Raw genomic sequence first — 22,939 nt, 5'->3', positions numbered from 1 at the left:
AAAATAAAAGAAAAAACAATAATAATTTTTCTATGCCTTCTTTTTCTTCTATTCAACTAAGACCAAGAACGATCTCCGGAGACAGTGCGCATGTGATTAACTTAAACCATAGATTTTCAAGATTTAATCCCAATGCTCAACCTGCTATAGACATAGAAGAACTAAATTCTGGAATGTATGCCTTAAGACACTTGGTTTCAGCTTTACAATCAACTCAAGCTTCTGCCGATCTTTTTATTAATTCTAATAATACTGTATTTCCAACGACTCGAAATACATCTCTTAAAGAAATTTTAAAAAGTTCGATACCGACAACAATTACAGGTACGACAGTTAAAGCCATAGAAGAAAAGACCGCTCTAGCTTTAATTCCAGTTACTTTAAAAGGTTTTAATGAATTAATAGATACAGTTACAGAAATAGATTTAAGCACTTTGGGATCGATCTCTGCTGCAAAGATCTTATTAACAAGCTATTCCACAAAAACAACCCTAACTGAAACAGAACAAAGGGTCGTTTTCTCCAGTGTTACAACTCCCTCTGTTACAGATCTTTTTAATCATGTAAAAAAAGAAAAGACCACAGTAATACAACAAGGAAAAAATGAGTTACAAGCCAAACTAGAAGCTTCAGGGATGTCGGAAGAGGAGATTGTAAAAGCTTTAGCAGATTATGAAAAAACATTCATAGAAACTTTCATTACTGAAAATATAAACGCTCAGCTATTAATTTATCGGACTCAAATAGGAAGCTTGGTAAAAGATATGAACCAAGCGCTTATCAACATTAAAGTTCCTCTTCCAGAAATAACACCACAGAATGTTCATACCGTGAATGGTATGACTATGTTACAAACTATTGTAGAAAGCTTACAAGAAGCGATGGTTAAAGAACCAGCTCTAGGAGGAGATACTGAAGTACTACAAATGATTCGAGTTCTTGCTCCACTTCTTTCTCAAACAACTCTCTCAACAATAGACTTATCCAAAATTCATAGTGCATCAGAACTCCCCAATAAGTCAGCTTTAGATCGCTATCTTAATTCAACAGATTCTGCAATATATCGAGATAAAATCACGGGAGCCTATCAGCAACTCGTTCTTAATCTTAATAAAGCTCGTAGAGCAGTTGAGACTAGTAGAAAAACGTTAGAAGAAAAACTAGCTTTATTTCAAGAGGCTCACGCAATGATGTCTTCTTGGTTAAACGTTGCTACAAAACTCAAATTAGCTGCTGATGGACCTTTTGGTTCAGGTCTTTTAACATCTTCTATGGAGTTATATGCGGCTTTACAAGGTCTTTCATCTATTTATGATAACTTAACTACAGAAGAACAGACTATCTTGAATACCTATACTCAACAATACTTAAATACGGGTGTTGTTAGTGGTGGAGACAACGTTGCCGGTTGGATAGCTAAAATGGGAGCCTATCAGATTCTTGCTGATTTTTGCTTACACAATACCGTCACAACATACGGAGCAATGAGGTCAAAGCTACATGAAGAGGGTCGAAAACTAGAATCAAAACCTTTCTTTTCTCAAGTTGGAAGAGGAATACAAAATATAGCAAATGAGCATATTTCTACTTTCCAAAATTATTTTTTTGTAAAAGCCACTATTCGCTATCCCGACTTATCACGCTTTATAAGAAATAATTTAACTCAAACTGTGGAATCCGGATTATTAATAACATCTCAAAACATATTAGCACAATATAACGCAGCAGCAACAGCTCATATTCAACAATTACAACAGCAAATCGCAAATTTAGAAACACAATACGCAAATTTAGATCCGGAAAACGCTTCGTTTACAAATCAAAGAAAAGCAGCTGTTCAAAAATGGTTAGATGCCAAAAGCTTAGGTTCTTCTCTTGTTTACATGATTTTAAATTCTCAACTTCCAAAACAAGCAAATTTTTTAGAGCCCTTAATAAAAGAGATAAACTTTAATAATCTTGCTGCAAATGCTCTTAATAACCTTTTAAATATTACTAACAGCTTCGCTATTACCTCAGTGTATTACAACTTTTCTTCTTATCTAATAGAAAGCAAAGAAGGAGAAAATCTCTTTTCTGGAGATTATTTTGAAACATTATTAGCTATGTCAAGAGAACGAGAATACATTGCTCGAGATACAGAACGTTGTAAACGTGCCTCAACTTTAGTTCAAAACCTTATCACGAAAATAAAAAATTTAGAAGGAGTAGATACAGCTCAACGGCAAGTTATGCTCAATGCAACTACTGTATATGAGTATTCCTTAGCTATTACGCAAAACCAGCTTACTATGTTAGATTCTCTTTTTCTGCAGTTAACCATAACTCCAGAACTGAATAAAGGTACTTACGATAATAAAAAGTTTAAAATAGTTGGATTTAAAGACTGGATTCCTACTCTTGCAGCTCTGGAAGGATTTCTTTCCAATGGATTTCCGAACATCACTCCGACAGGAGGCTTAGGCCCCTTGTTTTCTCAGGTACAATCAGACCAACAAGGCTACACAACACAAAGTCAAACGCAACAATTAAATTTGCAAAACCAGATGACTAACATTCAACAAGAATGGACCTTAGTTTCTACCTCTATGCAAATACTAAATCAAATTCTTGCAAAACTTGTTAGAGAAATTTATCCCAACTAAAAACTATTCTCTATAATTTTCATCATATAGATAATTTTAAGACAATTTTGTGTGTTTTTGAAAAAAATAAAAACTCTCTGAAATAGAAAGTTTTTATTAAAAATTTGAGAAAATCTTTACTGAAGATATGCAGAAAAAAGAGATCCTAGGTTTACTAAAACCTGTTGAATAAACTGTGATCGTGTATCAAACGAAAGAAGTTTAAGCTCTGCAGCCAATTTTGTTCTTTCTGTAAATTCTTGGGAAAGGCGGGAAAGAAACTGTTGAGTAGATTCGCTTGGAAGTTGAATATGTGGATATCCCAATTTCGATAACTTAGAAATTTCCGTAACAAGTTTTTCTTTAACCTCTTGATCAAGAGCATTTGGATTACTTTGTAGGAATTCAGCTATGCTTTCTACCGAACCTAAACGTACATATACATCTCTAAGAGATGTACTACCATCCGCTATCATTTTAGCTACGCGCTGACTAGAGCTATCCGTTTCTCTTTGTCGAACATCAGATCTTGGGATAGGTTGCGATAAAGCTGACCGTGTAGCCGAGTTCAATGTTTCTTTAGATCTCGAATTAACTCTGTTAAAAGATTCTGTTAGCGTTTTGAAAGCATCATAACCAGAGGAAAGAGCTTTAGTATCTTTAGTTTTAGAAGATTTGTAAAGCTGCTTTACAGACTTAGAAATAGACTTCGCTACAGGCTCAGGAGTTCCTGCAGAAACCATAGCTTGAGAAGCTATTTGACCTAGGGCATTAATGAGACCTTCTCTATTTTGTGCAGTACCCAAAACTTTTTGTGTTTCTGTCAACAGAGCTTGATTTGCATTTGTAGTTTGATCATCGGCTCCCTGTCCTTGTACAGGATCTTCAAGCTCTCCTACGCCAGAGCTACCAGAACGAAATAAATCTATCATAGATCTAAAGCTATCTAATAAAATCGATACACTTTCGCTTTCGGCATCATCCAATAACAGAGCAACACGGACATTACCCACGGTAAAGGAATGGTGTTGAGCAGATCCAGTAGAAGAACCACCACCTCCAACAGAAGAAGATCCTGCTGGCTCAATGTTTTGAACCTCAGTTTTTGCAGTCTGTACACGAGTCAGCTCATTTTGTAGAACTGGGGAATCCGGATATTTGTTCAAAGCGTCAGCTAATGCCTGCTCTGCAGCAGCTATTGCATCTGTTGTTGCATCGATGTTCTGTTGAGAATTATTTTCCTTAGCAATTTGTACACTACCGTAAGCATATTCCCCGATCGTATGAGCCTGTATAATATCATCTGCTATAGTTTTAGCTTTTTCTGCTTCAGTTTTTACATTATCTCTCAGAATTTGAGCAACGCCGGGGACAGAACCCAAAGGAGGTTCTGTCTGTAATTGTTGTAACAAATTTTCTGCTGTTACTACGTTTTCTTCAGATTTAAGTCGTGATGCTTGAACAAGATCTATCGTATCAAGTTTAGCAATGGTATTAACAAAAGTTGTTGTTTCTGTTTCTAATTTAGAGAGTTCCTTAAGCTGAGTATTGACTTGATTTACCTTTGTATTTTTTTCAGCCCATTCTGCTGCTAAAGCTTTTTCTTCTTCGGAAGAGGCCACGTTGTTCATTTCAGCAATAGCTTTCTGTAAACTTTCAACAGAAGTTTGAACAGTAGTATAATCTGTAGAACTTAAAAATGTATTATACGCTGTCTCAGCTTGAGTTTTGTAGTCTTCAAAAGTTATGATTTCCGGCTGTGTCTCTGATGTAGGAGATGAACTTGTAATTTTGTTCACAAATTCTGATAGAGTTCGACGAGCAGCTCCTAACAATCTCCATAATCCTACTTCAGAAGAAGATGGAGCTTCCTGAGGTTTTTCTGTTTTAGAAACCCCTTCAGTACTCGTAGAACCCGTAGCACCAGTCTCTTGAGAAGAAGGGTTTGTTATAGAGGATATTTCTGGATCACCAGAGCCAAGAGGATTAACCATAAAAAAAATCAAAACTTTTATTTTAATTATAAAATAAAATAAAAAAGCTCACACTGTTTAACAATGTGAGCTTCTTTTTTAAAGATTTTTATAAAAACTGCTTTAGAAAGCTGAAATCAAACCAAGATCAAACTTTCTATAAGAAAAGTCACTACCTAAACGATTATCCGCAGGGCGAGAAAAAGCTCCATAGCCTCTAAAAGATAGCGAATCTGTTAAGCTATACATGAAAAGGCAAGAAACTCCTTTGTAATTAGCAAACCCATTAGCCTCTTTAGGATCATAATTTCCAGCAAGAGCTTGAGCAAACCAAAATTTCAAAGCATTACCTCTACCAATACCGGAAATATCGATCTCAGGAATTGCTAAAGCTTCAACATATTCGTAACGAATCGTTGCAGACCAATCTCCTGCCTTTTTTAATCCTCCTAAGGTTCCCCCAACAAACCATCCGAAATTCTGTTTCTCATTAAGAGTAGTTGCGGAAGGTTTTGCTAAAGTATTAGTTAAAACTGCTCCATAAAGATAGAGAGGTTTTTTTGTTCCATTTAACCAAGGAAGCTTACTATGTTTCCCGATTAAACTTTGTAAAACGTAATATTTGTATTTAGTTTTACTGAGAAGATTATCTGGAGCTGACATTTCACTAGGGGTAAAGGAATTCCAATCTACCACACTACACTTAATAACAAATTGTTTTGGAAGATTGCTAAGAATTCCCTCAGCAGCCCAAGCATAGTGTTTTTTTGTCATATTGACAACGAAAGGCCCACCGTGAAAGATCATTTGGTAAGGCAATTTTTTACTAAAGCGTCGACTATAATAAAAATGAACCCCATCAAAGTTACTACTAAATTGTACTTCTGATTCAAAGAGACTTCCTAAAGAAGATCGACCAATCTCCACAAAAAAATCTGTCTTTGTAGCAGGATTTTTATAAAGACTGTAACCGAGGAAAGCTCTGTCGATGTCTACTCCAGCAGCAGTAGATTCTCCTCCTGCAATAGCAGCCCAGCTCATGATAGATGTTAACCAACTTCTATCTGCAGCATAATCTATATAAAGGTGGAACTCACTTCGATAACGGTTTTGTGGCAAAGGAGTATACTTATCAACAGAGGCATTACTTAAATCTTCTCTAGAAAAAACCCACTTCGCTCGAACATCTCCAGCAAACTTTAAGACTCCATCTCGCTTACGAGTTTCGATGAAACCTCGCTTGTCTAAATACTCTTTCACATCATTCAATGTTGTAAATGAATTGTTTTTTCCTTGATCATTTAAAGTAGAGTGTTCAGCGTAGCTATAAATAGCTTGAACTAGAAAAACCGTACACACTAACCATTGGTATATCTGTTTCATAATGCCCTTAGCATTGTTTCTTAAATGTAAAATGAGAAGCTTGTTAAAGAATCCGAAACTAAGAGTACAACAGAAATGCTTTCTATTAACTTTAGTTATCTGACGTTAGACTATTGCCCTGCAAAAGACTTCGCTGCCCTTTCCAATATTGAAAGGAAGTCAAGTTAACAAGATCTTCTACGCGAAGGAGTTTCGCAAAACCAAACAAAAAAGCCAAGAAAATGAAAGCTTCTACTAAAAAAGCTATTGTCTGAGAAAAGATTGAATTCAAAGGAAAAGCAAGAGGTGTCAGAGGGTTTAAAAAGATAATGTATGTAGTTTTTGTAATAATATTTAAACCAACTGTAGAGAAACAAGCAAGTAAAGTTGTTCCTACGACCTTCCAAGAAAGCTTAAATGTTTCCACAAGCAATCCAGCATAATCAGGTAATTTTTTCCCTAAATAAAACCAAAGAAAATAAAGCTGTCCCCAAGCTGCTATAGATGTAGCGTACGAAATTCCTGAAACATCATGTAATAACCAGCACCCAAGAATTAAACTTAAAATAATGTTCATCACAGCAGTACCAATACCAATAAATAAAGGTATGGCGTAACGTTTCTGAGCATAAAATAATGCGGAAATCAGAGGAGACAAAGCCATAGGAATAATACTTCCACTATATCCCCAGAGAACCCGTACTACAGCATGTACTGCATGAGAAGGAAACTGTCCATGTTCATACAAAACTCGAGTCCCTGGTAATGCGAAAAGAATAAAACCTACAGTCATTATTACCATGACAGAAATCGAGAGATTTAAAGTAAATCTTAGAAGCTGTTGACCTCTTTCATGATCTTTTCTTTGCACACAACGAGAAATTGTAGGGAGAAGGACAGCGAAAACACCAAGACCAAAGAGATTTACCGGAAGCTGATGAATTCTTATAGAATACATGAGATACAAAGGACCAATAACGTCTACATAGCGTGCCAAGCAAATGTCAGATATTAAATTAATTTGAAATACTCCTGAAGAGAGGATTCCCAAAGAAAGAGGGGCTAGTAAGGCCCGTATGCTATCTTTTTCTTCAGGTATTGCTGTTGCCTGTGATAGAAAATTTCTCACTCCAGGAACAGTTACCAACCACTCTAGAATAAATCCCCCGACAAGAACCCATGCCAATCCAAGAATACGCTGTCGAGGATCAACATTACGCACCATGATAACAAAAGCTATCCAAATAATATTAACAATAGCGGGAGCGAGTCCTACACTAAAGAATTTATTTTCACAATGAAGTAAGGCTCCGTTAAGCGTATACATTGTTAAAAAAATTCCACAGGGAAGTAAAATCATAGTTAACAATAAAGAATCTACGGTTCCAGCATCAGCTCGATTTAACCAAATCCACAATACGATTTCTATAATTACGGTAAACAATACAGCTCCGCTAGTTACAAACCGAAAGAAGTTACGAAAAAAAAACGCTGCTCGATTTGTATCTTGAGCTCGTAAAAATTCAAAATGAGGTATGAATGCCTGTCCTAAAACAGAGCCTCCAAGAATTTTCCTTAAAAAGAAAATCGTTCTAAAACCCAACCAGAAAGCAGCGACAATAGGATCTGCCCCAAAATAAGTCGCCATAGTAATTTCACGTAACATTCCTGTAATACGACTACAAGAAGTCCCTGATAAAATATTAAATATCGAACGAGCCATGGAACTTTCGCTGTCTTTTTTATTCATTAAAATACCTTTCTCCTCCAATACTTATGATTATTCATACCACATAGAGCTTTTTGAAACATTAGATGCAAATTCTTTCGATCCCTAAAATTCCTCTATTAGGAGCACATACATCAATAGCGGGAGGCCTCCACAACGCGATCTACGAAGGTCAAAATATTGGAGCCTCTACCATTCAAATGTTTACAGCGAATCAAAGACAATGGCAACGCCGTACACTTTCTAAGGATGCTATTTCTTTATTTCAAGAAGCCTTAAAAGAAACGAGGCTTTCTTATATTATGAGTCATGCAGGTTATCTTATTAATCCTGGAGCCCCAGATTCAACTATTTTAGAAAAAAGTCGTATATGTCTTTACCAGGAAATAAAGGACTGTATTGATTTAGGAATATCTTTTGTCAATTTCCATCCTGGAGCAGCAGTTTCTGATTCTAAAGAAACCTGTATGGATAGAATCATTTCAAGTTTCTTATTAGCAAAACCTTTATTTGAATCTCAGCCTTTGCTTGTAGTTTTATTAGAAACAACTGCGGGTCAAGGAACTTTAATAGGTAGCTCTTTTGAAGAACTTGGCTACCTTGTACAAGGCCTTAAAAACCACATTCCAATAGGGATATGTTTAGATACCTGTCATTTATTTGCTGCAGGTTACGATATAACATCTCCAGATAAGTGGGAGTTAGTTTTAGAACAATTTGATCAACACATAGGCTTATCTTATTTAAAAGCTTTTCATTTAAATGACTCTATGTTTCCTCTTGGGAAAAACAAGGATCGACATGCTCCCATTGGAGAAGGGTGTATAGGTATAGAATGTTTCAAATTTCTAATGACAGACAAAAGAACTCGAAATATTCCTAAATATTTGGAAACCCCAGGAGGTCCAGAGAGTTGGATTAAAGAAATTCAAATGTTGTTACATTTCACTTAAATAGCGTTAGTTACTGAAAACTAACGCTGTTTCTTCAATTCAAACTTTATGTCCTGTGAGATAGAAATTCACACACAACAGATACATTAATTGGCAAAGGAAGCTGTGCTTCTATTTGATCTTGCTCTGGAGAAAGTAAGAGTTCTCCCTTACAATTAGCTTTATCTAACGAGATATAAGAAGGTAAAGAGTTTTCGTCTTTATCCTCCAAAGAGTTTTTAACAGATTGAAGCTTCTTAGATTTTTCCTTTAAGGAAACCTGCATTCCAGGACGAACAAAGAAAGACCTACGATCTACACGCTTTCCGTTAACTAGGACGTGGCCATGAGCAACCAACTGCTGAGCAGCAAAAATAGTTTTAGCAAATCCCATACGGTATACCATATTGTCTAAACGACACTCAAAGCGTTCCAAAAATAATTTTGTAACATTACCTTTGTGTACTACTTCTTTAAAAGCTTTGACTAACTGCTTTTCTAGAATCATTCCAAAACAAGCTTTTAACTTTTGTTTTTCTTCCAACTGTAAGCCATAATCAGACTTCTTCTTTCTTTGTGCACCATGCTGACCTGGAGGATGAGGCTTTTTTAGCAGAGGGTTGCGTCTTCTACCAAAGATGTTTGCTCCAAAACGCCTTGCTATTCTGTTCTTAGGGCCGCAATATCGAGCCATGTACTTTTGTCCTTATATTTAAGTCCTTGGAATCTCTGTGACGTCATAAAAGTCTGGATCAGCTGACGACACACTTTTGGTATAACTAGTTGCTTTAAGACACGAAGCACAAAATAAAAAATAAAATGCCAACACATCTTCTTGACAAAATACCAAAGAGCATTTTAGTTCTACTACCAATTTTCTACAATGGAATTATTTCCAAGAATATGTTAAGGTGTTTCTCATGAAAAAAAATTACTACGCATTAGCTTACTATTGTATTACCCCCGTAGAAAAACCTCACGACGAGATAGCTTTACATAAAAAATTTTTAGAAAATAAAGATGTCTCGTGCCGTATTTATATCTCTGAGCAAGGTATTAACGGTCAATTTAGTGGGTATCAACCCGATGCTGAGAGTTATATGCTCTGGCTTCAAGAACGACCAGATTTTTCTAAAGTTAAATTTAAAATTCACAACATACAAGATAATATTTTTCCTAGAATTACAGTAAAATATCGTAAAGAATTAGTAGCTGTTGATTATGATGTGGACTTCTCTTTACAAGGAGACCATATTTCTCCAAAAGAATGGCATGAAAAACTAGAAGAAAATCGTTGTCTTATTTTAGATGTACGTAATAACTATGAATGGAAAATTGGCCATTTTGAAAATGCTATTTTACCAGACATTCAAACTTTTCGAGAATTTCCAGCATATGCCGATCAACTCATAGAAACATGTGATCCAGAAACAACTCCTATTATGATGTATTGTACTGGAGGAATTCGTTGTGAGCTATATTCTGCTATTTTATTAGAAAAAGGCTTCAAAACTGTTTATCAATTAGATGGCGGTGTAATTGCCTATGGTCAAAAAATTGGTACGGGAAAATGGTTAGGAAAACTTTTTGTTTTTGATGATCGTTTAGCTATCCCAATAGAAGAGAATAATACACATGTAACACCAATATCAAATTGTTCTCTTTGTGATCAACCTTGTGACATTTATTATAATTGTGCCAATACAGATTGTAATAACCTATTTCTTTGCTGTCAGGATTGTATTATAAAATACAAAGGCTGTTGTTCTTCAGAATGTTCATGTGCACCTCGTATTCGCAAATTCGATAGTTCTCGGGGAAATAAGCCATTTCGAAGAGCTCATTTATGTGAAATAGAAAATAATGAGCATGCGAACGTCTGAGAGATAGTAATAAAGCAAAAATCCTTATTGTCTTTCTGATAACGTATATTTTTGTTTATTTCCAACCTGATGAAGAGATAGTTCCACGTGATTAAGTTTTATACCCTGAGCAGATAATATAGTCTCAAATTGTTGAACATTTTGAGGCTGCCCTAAACAAATCACACAAATGCTGGGTAGTTTATTCAAAGCAATTTGTAAACGTTCTGCCTGTAAAACAGCCCAAGCTTGTTGGATAATCGGTTTATTTTCATCTTCTGTTTGAGAAATAGTTGTAGGCACACAATATGATATTAATCGAGTAGTCCACCCTGGTTGAAGCTTTTGATCTAAAATAATAACCATACAACGCATGGTTTTAGGAAACATCGCTAAAATACGACGAACTTCGCGATAACTTTGGACTTTTGCAAAATAGCATTTTGCCTCAGAAGTTTTTTCCAGCTTCAAAAAACTTTTTAACTGTTTTTTCAAAACGGTTGCCAGTAATAATCGATAAACGTGCTCCTTCCAAAGCCAGAGATTCCAAATTCCGACAGCAAGGATGAACCATCCCATAAAAAGAAAACTTTTTTCTGGAGACAAGCCCAAGCCACATCCTAGGAATCGAACAAAAACTGCGGCGACAAGAACACCAAAAAAATCTAAAAAATTACTAGCGGCGAGAATTTGCCCACGTTTATGTTCGGGACTCGCATACTGCACGTACGCGTGTAAAGGAACTTGATAAACACCGCCAGAAAATCCTAGAAGCAACAATAAAATTATTACTAGAATTAAAGAAATAGAAGATACACACATACCCATAAAAATAAGAGATATGCAAACAGCTGCTAAAGGAGCATAGCCTAATTTTATATCTTTCCCTGAAATCCAACCAGTAATATACGAGCCCACACCGATCCCTAAAGCAACAAGAGGAAATAAATATCCTCCATAATGCTTTGGATATTTTAAGGTGAATTCTACAAAGGAAATAATCTCTACTTGAGTGTATGCTCCAACAAATAAAAAGAAAGCGACTAAAACAATAGACACAGTTAAATAATGTACTTGACGTGTGTCTTTTAAAATTTTCCAAAGATCCTTAAAACTAACGCAAATGATTTTTTGAAGACGATTTTTAACATTACTTGGACGAATTTTAAATGAAACAATTGTGCTAATAATAGAAGATACAACACAAATTAAAGCAGACCATACATAACTATTGATCTCAAAATGACGCGTAAGGTCTATTAAAATAGGAGCAAAACACGACCCCAAAATACTGCCTGTATACGTTGCTGCACTCATAATCCCATTGGCTTTAGAAAGCTGATCTAGAGGGAGCATTTCAGGAAGGATTCCTAGTTTTGCTGGGCCAAACACAGCCGTGTGACAAGCCATCAAAATTAAAACAACATAACCACCAAAAGCTGATTGAACAAAAAAGAAATAAGCTCCTAAAGATGTACAAAAAATCTCTACTATTCTTGTTACTAGAATAATGTTTCGCTTCTGGTAACGATCAGCTAAACTTCCTGCTAAAGGAGCAAGAAGAAGAAATGGAAGAGCAAAAAAGAAACTTACAGCAGATAAAATTTTTGCATTTTCTCCTATAGACTTACCTTCTAGAAGGAAGAACACTAGAAGAAACTTGTATAAATTATCGTTTATAATAGTAAGAAAGTGAGTTATCACTAAAGAACGAAAAGATTTCTTGCGAATCGTAACACTCATGAACACGACCAACCACTGTCAAGCAATTTTCAGCAACTCACCAAAATATCTTTTAGCGAAACTTGCTGAAGATCTTTTTTCAACAAGCCAACAACCATTTACAAAAAGGTGGATTCTCGTTGCCAATACAACAACAGGACACTGGGTTCGTAAAGAACTTATCAGAGCCTCGTCAGACCATATTTTTATGGGGTCCACCATTGTCACTGCTTCAGATGCTATTGTCAAACATTTATTTTTAAGTATCTATCAGATTGAACCTCAATTACCAGATTACACCACCCTCCCTCTCCTAATTCATAAAACAATAATGAACAATGACATGGAAGATTTTCTACCCTCATGGGAAGAGACAACATCATTGGCACCTACGTACATTTTTGCAAAAAAGCTCGCCTCTATCTTTAAAAAGTTTTTTACATTTTCACAGATCCCCTCAGGAGAAGCTATTCGTTATCAAAAGCTTTTTTCTCATCTAGAAGGAACCTTTTCTTCTTACAAAGAGATCTTCTCACAAATTCTTTTAGGGCTTCAAACATGTTCTCTAAATCAATCTCTACATATATTTGGGTGTTCTCACCTTCCGAAACACATTGCATCTTTTTTTGTAGATCTAGGAAAATATTTCCCAGTACATTTTTACTGTCTTTCTCCTTGTAAGGAGTATTTTGGAGATCTTCTTTCTGATAAGGCTATAGATTTTTTTTGGAGGACTCTTCCTAAACATTCTAACACAACATCGTGGGAACACTACGTTCTTGCAGATCGTCAAACACTTTTAGCAAATCTTGCTTACAAATCCCTTACTTCACAAAACTTTTTTTTAGACAGAGATGTTGATTCTATAGAAAAATTTCTTCCTTCAAAAAAAGAAACCTCTTTAGATAAAATTAAAAATGCTCTTTTAAATCTTGAAGCTATATCTTCAGAAGATCTGTTACAAGTACAACAAACAATTACCATTAGCCAAACACCCTCTCCTGTTAGAGAAGTACAAGAAACCTTTCTGAAGGTATCTTCTCTTTTAGATCGGGGAGTAATTCCTGAAGATATTTTTATTTTATCTACTCATATAGAAACGTATGAAGTATTTTTAAAAGCCATTTTCCAACCCCATATACCAATCTACTTTACAGAAGTTCTTTCCCCTAATACGGAACTTTTAAAAGAGAAATTACTTTTATTATCCTCTCTTGTACAGACTCAAGGAAGCCTTCACTATTTATTACAACTACTAACACACCCTTCGATTCAAAACCCTATAGAGTCCAATAAAGTTCCTCACTTAGTGAAAAAACTTTCTAATATATGGTCACATCTATCTTCAAAAGAAGAAGAAAAACCTTTCGATATTCTTGGAAATTACATTCTAGCAGACTATCCTTTTCAGGAAGATTCTGGAAAAATTAGTTATAGTGATATTTGGGAAACAGTTCTTCCTTTGATTTATCAAATTCAAGATTTCATAAATCTATATACCAATACAAAAACTCATTCTTACGAAACACATTTTGAAAATATTTTTGTCTTCTTAGAAACCATTTTCACTTTATCTTCCGAAGAGCTTTCTTTAATTACTTCTTTAAAAAATATTATTTTTCCAAAATATGCTTCGACAGCTTGTTCTTTTCTATTCTTTATTGATTTTTGTTTGGATTACTTTTCTCGATCTCTTAGTAATAATCCTTTCTATGACAAACCTGGACCTTTTATTGGACGTCTTACAGATTTAAGTATCATTCCTAAGGGTTATACTTTTATCTTAGGAGCAAATAAAACTCCTCAATCTTCAGATCTCATAGAACTCTTAAAAGCAACGACACATGAAGAACTTGCATTTTCTTCAACAGAAGACGAAGAAAATCTTCATTTTTTACAAATCATAGTTTCTACAAGAGAAGAATTACATATTAGTTATTTATCTTCTCCTCAACATTCTATTTTACCAAGCCCTTTTCTTAATCACATAAAAGATGCTTTAAAACTCCCAGAAACTACTTTAACAACAAAATCTTACATACCAAAAACCTTTCATCAATCAACACGACGACATTTTTCACAAGTACATCATTACAATCTTGCTAAAGCGTTTTGTGAACATAAACATATTTCACCCTCACTATTTGAGGAGCTTCCTCAAAAAATCCCTACTCTTCCACAAAATATATCTTTATCTCAGTTAGTAAATGGGATTTTATCCCCGCTAGAATTATTCTTAAAAACAAATTATAACTTAGTCATACGTCCTCCAAAAGCTTTAGGAGTTCACCCTAAATTATCTCCTACCAAGTATCATATAACTCGTTTCTGGGAAGACTGTTGTTTAAAAGAAAGCACTTTGATTCGTAGCATATCTCCATTTTCTGAAAGTTTATTCTCATGCTATCGCCAACAAATGCATCTATGGTTTGACAGAATAGAAGATCCAATTTTTATTCCTTATTCTGTAATTCTTTCCTCTGCTTTTTTTCAAGAACTCCCCTCAAATAGTTTATTATTCTCACCTGTTCCACTTTCTTTAGAGAGAGGAAATATATTTATTCACGGTACGATTTCCGGAGTCTTTTCTAAAGGGCTATATTTATGTGCTATAGATCCTAGTGAAACAGTAAAGAAAAACTCTTCGAAAAATTTTCCAGAAACAACTTTTGAGTTGAAGAGTCTGCTAGAGAGATATATAGCATTAGCTCTTTTACAAAATTCTAATCTATTACCAAAGGAAGCTCATATCAGAAAATTAACCTCTTTTGATTCTTACAATACGCTTCCTCTTCCTTTTGATAATCCTCAGGAATATTTGTTAAGAGTTATAGAAATTTATCAAATGATGTGCTCTTCTCCAATTCCTCTACTTTCACCTATTTGTTGGAAATATTTAGACAACCCAGAAAAACTACGACAAGCTATTCTAAACTCTATAAAAGAGGATGCGAATAATCCATCTTCGACAATTTTCTGGAATTTTCATAATCGAAGAATTCCAGAAAAACTCTTAGAAATTGATAAACAACAATGCTTAAAAATCCAATCTCTTTTCAAAGGATCTTGTGCAATCTTTTAATATTTTTGATCCCCAAACCTCAATCCAAGGAAAATTTTTTTTAGAGGCTTCTGCAGGAACGGGTAAAACTTTTACGATCGAACAAATCATTTTAAGAGCTCTGATAGAAGGCTCCATACTCCATATAGAAGAAATATTAGCTGTTACGTTCACAAATGCGGCGACAAAAGAATTAAAACAACGTATTCAAAAAAATCTTCGAAATTGTCTTGAGGAAATAAAATTATATCTCAATAGAGGCAAAGCAAATTTACCTCCTTATTTGTCTTTAGATATAGATGTAAAGCAGCTGTACATGAAGATACGTAATGCTGTCGCTACTATAAACCGAATGTCAGTATTTACTATTCATGGTTTTTGTAATTTTATTTTACAACAATATTTCCCTGGGGCTTATATTCATCATCATAAAAATCCTGCCCTCACTCATACACAACTCATACTTCATCATATTCAAAACTATCTAAGCCAAGATCTTTGGCAACTGATTATGAGTCCTGAGCAATTTCATTTATTAACTCTTCGCTACAATACAACATCTAAACACACAATTTCCTTAATAGATAAACTTTTAGCCAATTACGGCTCACAGGTAAGTTCTCTACTTCCTCCTCTTGCACATACACAAGAAGTACTTCAATTCTGGCATACAAATGTTCGTAAGCAAATTCAGAATATTTCAAAAAATTCGTTGTATTCTCAACTTCTCAAATATACAGAAGGATTTAAAAAACAATCTTTTCCCATCACTCAAGATCTTTCTTCTTTTGTTGATTTACTTTATGCATCAGAAACTTCTAATAAACTTTTCATGTTCTCAAAACTTGCTCAAACATTCCATTCTAAAAATCGTCTAATGCGTTACCAACCCTGCGCAATAGCTGACCTTGTGTTGAATGCATCTTGGTTAGAACATACTGAACAATTTTGTAATTTAGATCTTCTTTTCAACACGTTACTCAAGGATATTCAGAAATATTTAAAACAACATTATACACCTTGGATATCTCCTGATGAAAGTATCTTTGCTTTAGAAGAACTTCTTAGCTCTCCAAAGGCAAAAACCATAATTTCTTCTATTCAAGAGCGTTATCGGCTTGTACTCATAGATGAATTTCAAGACACAGATAAAAGGCAATGGCAGATCTTTTCAACTCTATTTACAAATGACTGTTTTTCTGGATCCGTATTTTTAATTGGAGATCCGAAACAATCTATTTACGAATGGCGAAATGCAGACTTATCTACATACCTGAAAGCAAAATCTTCTTTTTCAAAAGACTCCCAACTTTACTTGGTAAACAACCATCGCTCCACACCAGAATTAATGACAGCAATAAACTATCTGTTTAGTAAAATTTCTCCTTTCTTAAAGATCACTGATTATGAGCCAATACAATACCATCCTCTTGTTTCACAAAGTCAACAAAGTTTCAAAAATCCACCTTATTCTCCGATTCATTTTGTTCTATGTGAAGATATAAAAAATCAAGCTTTGTGGATCTCCTCAGAAGCTTCCCGACTTCAAACACTTTTTGATATTCCTTTAGGAAAAATGGCTATATTAGTATCAGATTCTACTCAAGCTTTTGATCTCATTACCCATAGTTCTATTCCTGTTTCGTTTTCCAAAAATAAATCTATATTCCACCTAACAGAAACTTATTTGCTTACTTTGGCTTTTCTTGAAGCTATTCTTTATCCAGAAAACTATGAAAACATTAGTAAGGTTTTATTAAGCAGTTTTTTTGGATTGTCATTATCTGAGATCCTAGAAAAAAAAGAACATTATTCTGAGTATTTTCTATCCCTACGTTCTTATCTTTCCAGATATGGGTTATTAGCAACTTTCTATCAGATACTTACAACTCAGGGAGAAATATTACTTAAAACTCCTAAGGGAGATCTAATAATTCAAGAGATGGAGAAGCTTTGCAGTTATTTAGATACTACTTCATCAAATCCTCAACACAAGTTATTACATCTCCAATTTTTCTCAGAAACAGGGTTGTGGGAAGAGGAGCTATCACTATCATCATATTCTGAAGATTTGGAAACATTGAAAATTACTACGATTCATTCATCTAAAGGCTTAGAATATGATATTGTCTTTTGTCCTGGTCTTGATAAAGCAAAAAAAGGCAAAAGCTCTTCTGAATGGCTAAGAGAGATGTACGTCGCATGTACTCGAGCTAAACAACAACTTTATATTCCAATTTTAACACCTTCATCTCTATCGACTTCGGCTCTGTCACATTATGTAAAATTAGAGGGATCTCATTCTACTGTAGAAGATTTTATTAAACATTTAGAAAAAGAGCGTCCTGAGTTATTTTCTTTCTCTTTATCAGAATCAACTCCTCAATTTACTCGCTTAGAAATTCCTTTACAAAAGCCACAAGCTTTTTCCTTAACTCTTCCTTCTGCGAAAAAAGTTTTTTCTTTTTCTTCCTTAAAACTCATGTTAGATAGTCAGGACCATCATGAATCCTCTATGTCATGCATTAATCTTCCATCATCTCATCTACCTCTAGGAGAAAAAACAGGCTTGCTAATCCATAAAATCTTAGAAGAAACATCTCTAACCTATCAAAATCCATCACGACTTGTTTCAAATATCAGCCGCATTATTCGTCATACACATTTAGAAGGATACGAAACAGTTATAGAACAGCTACTTAAAACAACTTTTTCTTTTCCCCTAACATTTGCATCTCAGACTTTTACTCTATCAGAACTTTCTCCAAATAAAATCTTCAAAGAAACAGGATTCATATTTTCTCAAGAAGAAGAGTTTTGGCAAGGTGTTATCGATTTATTTTTTGAGCATCAAGGATGTTATTATATAATAGATTGGAAAACTTCTTTTTTAGGAATAGAAACTACAGACTATTCCCCAAACAATCTAAAAACTTATATCCAAAAAGAAAAACTAGACTACCAAGGACTTATCTATATAGATGCTGCAAAAAGATTTTTAAGACAGTTTGATATACATCAAACTGTTGAAATGGGATTCTTATTCATTCGAGGTCTTGATACCTCTGGAAACGGATTTTTACCTCTATCCCAACAAATTTCCTTCAATCCCAAAGCAATCCAAAAATATCCGGTCTATCGTTAGGGTTGAATTCCATAGGGGGTAGAATAAAAAGGTGGGATAATGCGGATATATTTGAAGCCAAAGATTCTGCTTCAATATTGAAAGCACACGCTCCATCTCTAGGAAAAAAAACCTTAGAAATTTTAGCAATAGGAAGACCTGGAGGAAAAATACCGTCCAACCCAGTTGTCACTAAGAAATCTCCGGGAAGAAGAGTTTTTCCATCACTAAAGCAAAACCCTTCTCCGCGTAATAAGGTCGTTTCTTGCTTCCACAAAGATCCTCTCATACCAGAAAGGGTTCCTCGTAATAATTCTTGATTACTTTCCTCACTTTGTATTAGAGAACTCAATTCTTTAAGTTGTGAAATTTTTTCGTATTTATCTTTTTCCACAATATAAGTGTGAGGTAACCATTCTATTAAATTTATGAGTTCTTTGAGTTTTTGTTTCACCCACCATATTTGAATATTCCCCCGTAAAGCGACAACAGAAGGATTCATCCCAATATCTGTGATTAAACGAATACGAGATTGCTTATCTCCAACATAATCCACAAGACCGACTAAAACATTTTTAGACAATACTGCAGAATTTCTTTGTACTCCTTGATTTTTACCAACATTTACCCAGCAAGAATTGGACCAATGCGTTGAATCACGATAAATAACACGTCCTTCTATAAGTTTACAAAAATAAGGAGACAATATTGTAGGAAACAAAGGAGGAGGGTGTTGTGAGGCTTCCATCAACAAAACCCTTTCTTTCAAATCTTCTATTTGTTCTTTCAATAAAAGATTTTCGATTTCTAAATAGGAATTATCCAAAATAGAGGAGTTTTCTGATTTAAAAAAAATTCGAGAATGAACAGATACAAAATATTTTTGAAAGGATTCATAAATTTCTTTAGGAATACTCCAACAACACAGGATTCCAACACCAACGGTTAGATAAATGAAAAATTTAATCCTTTTATTGCGAAGATTAAGATAATTCATAAGTTTGAGCGAAACTTTGAACCGCGTGATTTATATTTTTATCAGTAAGTCCATTCAAATTAAACCGTCCACCTTCTGTTGTATATACAGCTTTTTGTTCTCGTAAAAATAGTACTTGTTTTTGAGAAAAACCTGGGTATCCAAAAAATCCTTTTTGAGCAGAAATAAAATCAAAAACATGACCCGATTGAACGCGCATAGCTTGAATAAATTTATCTCTTAATTTCGATAAAGATTCTCTTATAAGATTCAGTTCTGATAACCATTCTTGTTTTAAATAAGGATTACTTAAAATTGTAGTAACAATTTCAGCTCCATGACGAGATGGAGACGAGTATTCTCCTCGAATTTTCTCTTGTAAACATGAAGAAATTTTAGCAAGACTTTCCAAAGATTTGCTATGAACAGCAAAATAACCAACACGCTCTCCATAAAGGCCAAAATTCTTACTAGCACATGCAGCAACAAAAACAGGAATTCCTTCAGAAATACATATTTGTATTGGTTTTCTATCTTTTTCTATACCTTCAGCAAATCCCAGATATGCTGAATCAAAAAATGGAATTAACTGCTTTTCTTTCATAAGCTCGGCAAGTTTTTTCCACATAGCTTCAGTTAAATCTAATCCTGTTGGATTATGACAACAACAATGAAACAATACCAAAGAGTGCTTTTGAGCCTCTTTTAAAAAGCTTTCAAGCTCTTCGAATAATAAATTTTTGTTTTCTACACTATAGTAAGGATAGCGAACAACATCTAAGTTTTCCTGAGAGAAAATTCGTATATGATTCCCCCAAGATTGCTGAGGCACATAAACTTTCCCAGACAACTGTGCCATAGAAAAAATCTTTGCTCCTAAATGCAATGCTCCAGTCCCACCTAAAGCTTGACAACTAACAATCTGATCAGGATCTACGGAACCAAAAACTAAATCCCTCATTTCTTCTAAATATGTAGGTAAGCCTAAAATTGGAAGATATCGTTTATTAGTTTCTTCTTCTAAAATCACAGATTGAGCTTTACGAACGCTTAAGAACCCTCCGTAACGTTTCTGAGGATGTTCATAAACACCTATTACAAAATTAATTTTTTCATCTCGATTATCTTCTAAAAAAACTTTCTCTAAACCAAGTATAGAATCAGGAGAAAATGTTGGTAGCTGATCAAAAAAATTCATATATAACCAAATGTTTTCATATAACAAAGATTGATTCTAAACCCTCTTACATGATAATTTTTATCCTTTCTGTAGGGGGTATTAGCTCAGTTGGTAGAGCGCAACAATGGCATTGTTGAGGTCAGCGGTTCGATCCCGCTATGCTCCATTATTCATCAAAAACTGATGTTATTCTTGTAATTTCATATTCTTTTCCTAAAAGAGAAATTGTTGCTCCAAGATTCTTTCCTAGCATGATTTGAGCAAGTTTTGATTTCAATGATAGGATATTATTATCACAATCAGCATCACAAGAGCCTAGCAAAGTATACTCAATCTCGCCTCCCTCAGCATCTTTTAAAGTGACCCTACAACCCACACCAACAACATTGGTAAAAACATCAGCTTTTGTAAGAATCCTAGCTTTATTAAGCTCTTCTGAAAGAATTCGAATCTCTTCTTGCAAACGAGCTCGTTTTTCTAAAGCAAATTTATATTCTGAATTTTCTCTCAAATCACCCAAAGCTCGAGCATCTTCTATTTCTTTAGCGTTATCTATCATCTCTTTTCCTACAAGAGATTGTAGTTTACTTTTCATCCTAGAAAAGCTTTGAGATGTTACCCAAAAAACTTCTTCTTCTCGTTTTTTATTCTTTTTTAAAGAAGGCTGAACTACTTCTGCAAGACTTTGCAAAACGCTTAAATCACTAGAGGAAAACTGAGGACATTTTGTTGATAACAAGAGAAACTCTTGAAGAAATGGCTTTGGAGCTAATTCTATCATTTCTCGAATAACAAGATAACGCTGACCTACTAAAAAATTGTAAATCTTTTTTCCCAACTCCTTATAAGGAGTAGAGACAACTTGATACATGAAAGTTAAAGCAGCTTCTAAAAATAGTCTTTGATTTTCTTTATCTTGAACATCGAAAAGCCCATCTTCATGAGCTCCAAATTTTAAGAAAAACCAAGAGAAAACCTCTGGGAACATCATGGGTTGATGAACACACTCTACAATTTTTTGTTTAAGTCTAGGAGCACTTTCTGAATCACTCCGCAAAACTTTAAAAACAGATTCTCTTAATGTTGGAGAAGTTGTGTGCAGAAGTATTCGCATGAAAATTATCTCCCACAAGGGGGAAAACTTTTTAATTAGAGTCAAGAAAGCTTTTTGCAAAGCGACTATAGGCATCTTCTCTAAAAGACAACTTACATCATCTTCTGATAAGGAAGCAATATACTGACCATCTATAACAGCGCTCTTATCTCCTAAATAATCTGAAAGAAGCAGATCTCTTTGGATTTCTAAAGCTTTATCCTCTCCAAGGGAAAGTTCTTTCAAAGCTAAAATTAATTCTTCTCGATTATCAGAATTCTTTAATTCACTGTGTAAATCTCGAACAAAATGATAAATAAGAGACATACGCTCATAATTGTCTCTCGCCATTTCATATTTACGCTTTAACTGTGTTATATGTGAATCTCCTACAACAGAGAATATAAAAGGATCTTTTGTAGAGTTGGGAGAAATAATTCTAATATCTTTTTTGATTTTAGTTTTTGCAGATTGCCACCATCGAATCCACTCTGATTCAGGGATAACCAATTCAACTAACTCATCTTTAATTTCTTTTGCAGTCTTAGGACCCAAATCTCTTAATAATATCTCTATAACTTCAGTGGGGTTTGCTTTAGCATAAGCTTCAAAGTTATCTGGATCTCCAAATCTTCGAGCTAAAAAGTGATTGCTATCAAGAGGACGTAGAGTTTTAAATGCTGTTTCGAAAGAAATATCTTTCGCCATCATAACTCCTTCGAATTCTATTAACACTTTTTGTTGAAGAAAAGAAACCCCCATAACCTCTCCAACACCCCATCCTCCCTGATGGAAAACAAAATTACCCTCTTTTAAATGCATCAAAAATTCAAAACGACTGAGGCTGTACTGAAAATCTCTCCCATCTCGCAATCCAACAACACGCAAAGCTTCATTAAAATTGTTATGATTTAAATATTTTTTGTTTACATAGTTTAAAGCAATATCATAAAACTCTTTACTATTAGAAGTTTGCAAATCTATTATTAATTGAAGGACACGATCCTTCTTTTCCCCCTCAGGAATTTTTTCCCACAAAGGAAGTACTGAATCAGCTATTTTTCCAAATAAAGGAGCTAAAGAAGAGTTTTTCACCTTTTGTAAGATTTGAACAACCTCTTCTTCTCGAACAATATCATTGAAGCAATACTCTTCCCACAGACTAAAAAAGTTCGAAGGCTGTTCTTCTTCAATAAAGACTTGTAACTTTTCTAAATAGTCCACAACATTTCCTGTTTTTAACCCAAAAATATACGCTTAAGTATAAAAAAGAGCAATATCGCAATACAAAATAATAAAAC

At 34.4% G+C, this 22,939-nt stretch carries 13 protein-coding genes and 1 tRNA gene; 6 read left to right on the top strand and 8 right to left on the bottom strand.

Annotated elements, in window-relative coordinates:
• The coding region (locus JMS40_RS01435; protein ID WP_236558926.1) for a CT620/CT621 family type III secretion system effector at window positions 1–2,645 on the top strand (2,645 nt) is incomplete at its 5' end.
• A gap of 116 nt (window positions 2,646–2,761) precedes the next feature.
• Here the strand turns inward: JMS40_RS01435 and JMS40_RS01430 are convergent.
• The 3 genes from JMS40_RS01430 to JMS40_RS01420 all read right to left on the bottom strand — a co-directional run bounded on the left by JMS40_RS01430 (window position 2,762) and on the right by JMS40_RS01420 (window position 7,709).
• On the bottom strand, window positions 2,762–4,618 hold the full coding sequence (locus tag JMS40_RS01430; RefSeq protein WP_201456507.1) for a hypothetical protein: 1,857 nt from the start codon (window positions 4,616–4,618) through the stop codon (window positions 2,762–2,764).
• Window positions 4,619–4,720: 102 nt separating this feature from the next.
• Window positions 4,721–5,983 carry a hypothetical protein gene (locus tag JMS40_RS01425; RefSeq protein WP_370545321.1) on the bottom strand — a complete coding sequence of 421 codons (1,263 nt, stop codon included), beginning with the start codon at window positions 5,981–5,983 and terminating at the stop codon, window positions 4,721–4,723.
• 88 nt (window positions 5,984–6,071) lie between these two features.
• The gene (locus JMS40_RS01420) at window positions 6,072–7,709 is read right to left on the bottom strand and encodes a lipid II flippase MurJ (RefSeq protein ID WP_201456505.1); all 1,638 of its coding nucleotides are present in this window, start codon (window positions 7,707–7,709) and stop codon (window positions 6,072–6,074) included.
• A gap of 65 nt (window positions 7,710–7,774) precedes the next feature.
• Between JMS40_RS01420 and JMS40_RS01415 the strand changes: the two genes are divergently transcribed.
• Window positions 7,775–8,641, top strand: a complete 867-nt coding sequence (locus JMS40_RS01415; RefSeq protein ID WP_201456504.1) for a deoxyribonuclease IV — start codon at window positions 7,775–7,777, stop codon at window positions 8,639–8,641.
• A 46-nt stretch (window positions 8,642–8,687) separates the two neighbouring features.
• Here the strand turns inward: JMS40_RS01415 and rpsD are convergent, their stop codons facing one another.
• On the bottom strand, window positions 8,688–9,314 hold the full coding sequence (rpsD, locus tag JMS40_RS01410) for a 30S ribosomal protein S4 (protein ID WP_201456503.1): 627 nt from the start codon (window positions 9,312–9,314) through the stop codon (window positions 8,688–8,690).
• Window positions 9,315–9,540: 226 nt separating this feature from the next.
• On the opposite strand from rpsD, the gene JMS40_RS01405 reads away from it, so the two are divergent.
• Window positions 9,541–10,503, top strand: a complete 963-nt coding sequence (locus tag JMS40_RS01405) for a rhodanese-related sulfurtransferase (protein ID WP_201456502.1) — start codon at window positions 9,541–9,543, stop codon at window positions 10,501–10,503.
• Window positions 10,504–10,527: 24 nt separating this feature from the next.
• Here the strand turns inward: JMS40_RS01405 and JMS40_RS01400 are convergent, their stop codons facing one another.
• Window positions 10,528–12,225 carry an MFS transporter gene (locus JMS40_RS01400; RefSeq protein WP_201456501.1) on the bottom strand — a complete coding sequence of 566 codons (1,698 nt, stop codon included), beginning with the start codon at window positions 12,223–12,225 and terminating at the stop codon, window positions 10,528–10,530.
• Between JMS40_RS01400 and JMS40_RS01395 the strand changes: the two genes are divergently transcribed.
• Both JMS40_RS01395 and recB read left to right on the top strand, forming a co-directional pair.
• On the top strand, window positions 12,224–15,286 hold the full coding sequence (locus JMS40_RS01395) for an exodeoxyribonuclease V subunit gamma (protein ID WP_201456500.1): 3,063 nt from the start codon (window positions 12,224–12,226) through the stop codon (window positions 15,284–15,286). The genes JMS40_RS01400 and JMS40_RS01395 overlap by 2 nt on opposite strands.
• Complete coding sequence (gene recB / locus JMS40_RS01390) at window positions 15,273–18,410, top strand: exodeoxyribonuclease V subunit beta (protein ID WP_201456499.1); 3,138 nt, start codon at window positions 15,273–15,275, stop codon at window positions 18,408–18,410. The genes JMS40_RS01395 and recB overlap by 14 nt, the downstream gene beginning before the upstream one ends.
• Here recB and JMS40_RS01385 read toward each other — a convergent pair.
• Window positions 18,370–19,386 (bottom strand): rod shape-determining protein MreC, encoded by a 1,017-nt coding sequence (locus JMS40_RS01385; RefSeq protein ID WP_201456498.1) that lies wholly within the window; start codon window positions 19,384–19,386, stop codon window positions 18,370–18,372. The two genes, recB and JMS40_RS01385, sit on opposite strands and share 41 nt — an antisense overlap.
• Window positions 19,373–20,563, bottom strand: a complete 1,191-nt coding sequence (locus JMS40_RS01380) for an aromatic amino acid transaminase (protein WP_201456497.1) — start codon at window positions 20,561–20,563, stop codon at window positions 19,373–19,375. The genes JMS40_RS01385 and JMS40_RS01380 overlap by 14 nt, the downstream gene beginning before the upstream one ends.
• Before the next feature lie 75 nt (window positions 20,564–20,638).
• Here JMS40_RS01380 and JMS40_RS01375 point away from each other — a divergent pair.
• Window positions 20,639–20,711 (top strand) — tRNA-Ala (locus JMS40_RS01375).
• Here the strand turns inward: JMS40_RS01375 and JMS40_RS01370 are convergent.
• Window positions 20,712–22,862, bottom strand: coding sequence for a GreA/GreB family elongation factor (locus JMS40_RS01370; protein ID WP_201456496.1), 2,151 nt, complete (start codon window positions 22,860–22,862; stop codon window positions 20,712–20,714).
• Window positions 22,863–22,939 lie beyond the last annotated feature (77 nt).

This window comes from Chlamydia sp. 17-3921 (assembly GCF_902705545.1).
GTDB lineage: Bacteria > Chlamydiota > Chlamydiia > Chlamydiales > Chlamydiaceae > Chlamydia.
The sequence above is the reverse complement of the archived record's forward strand: the minus strand, read 5'-3'. Positions and strand labels throughout refer to the sequence as shown.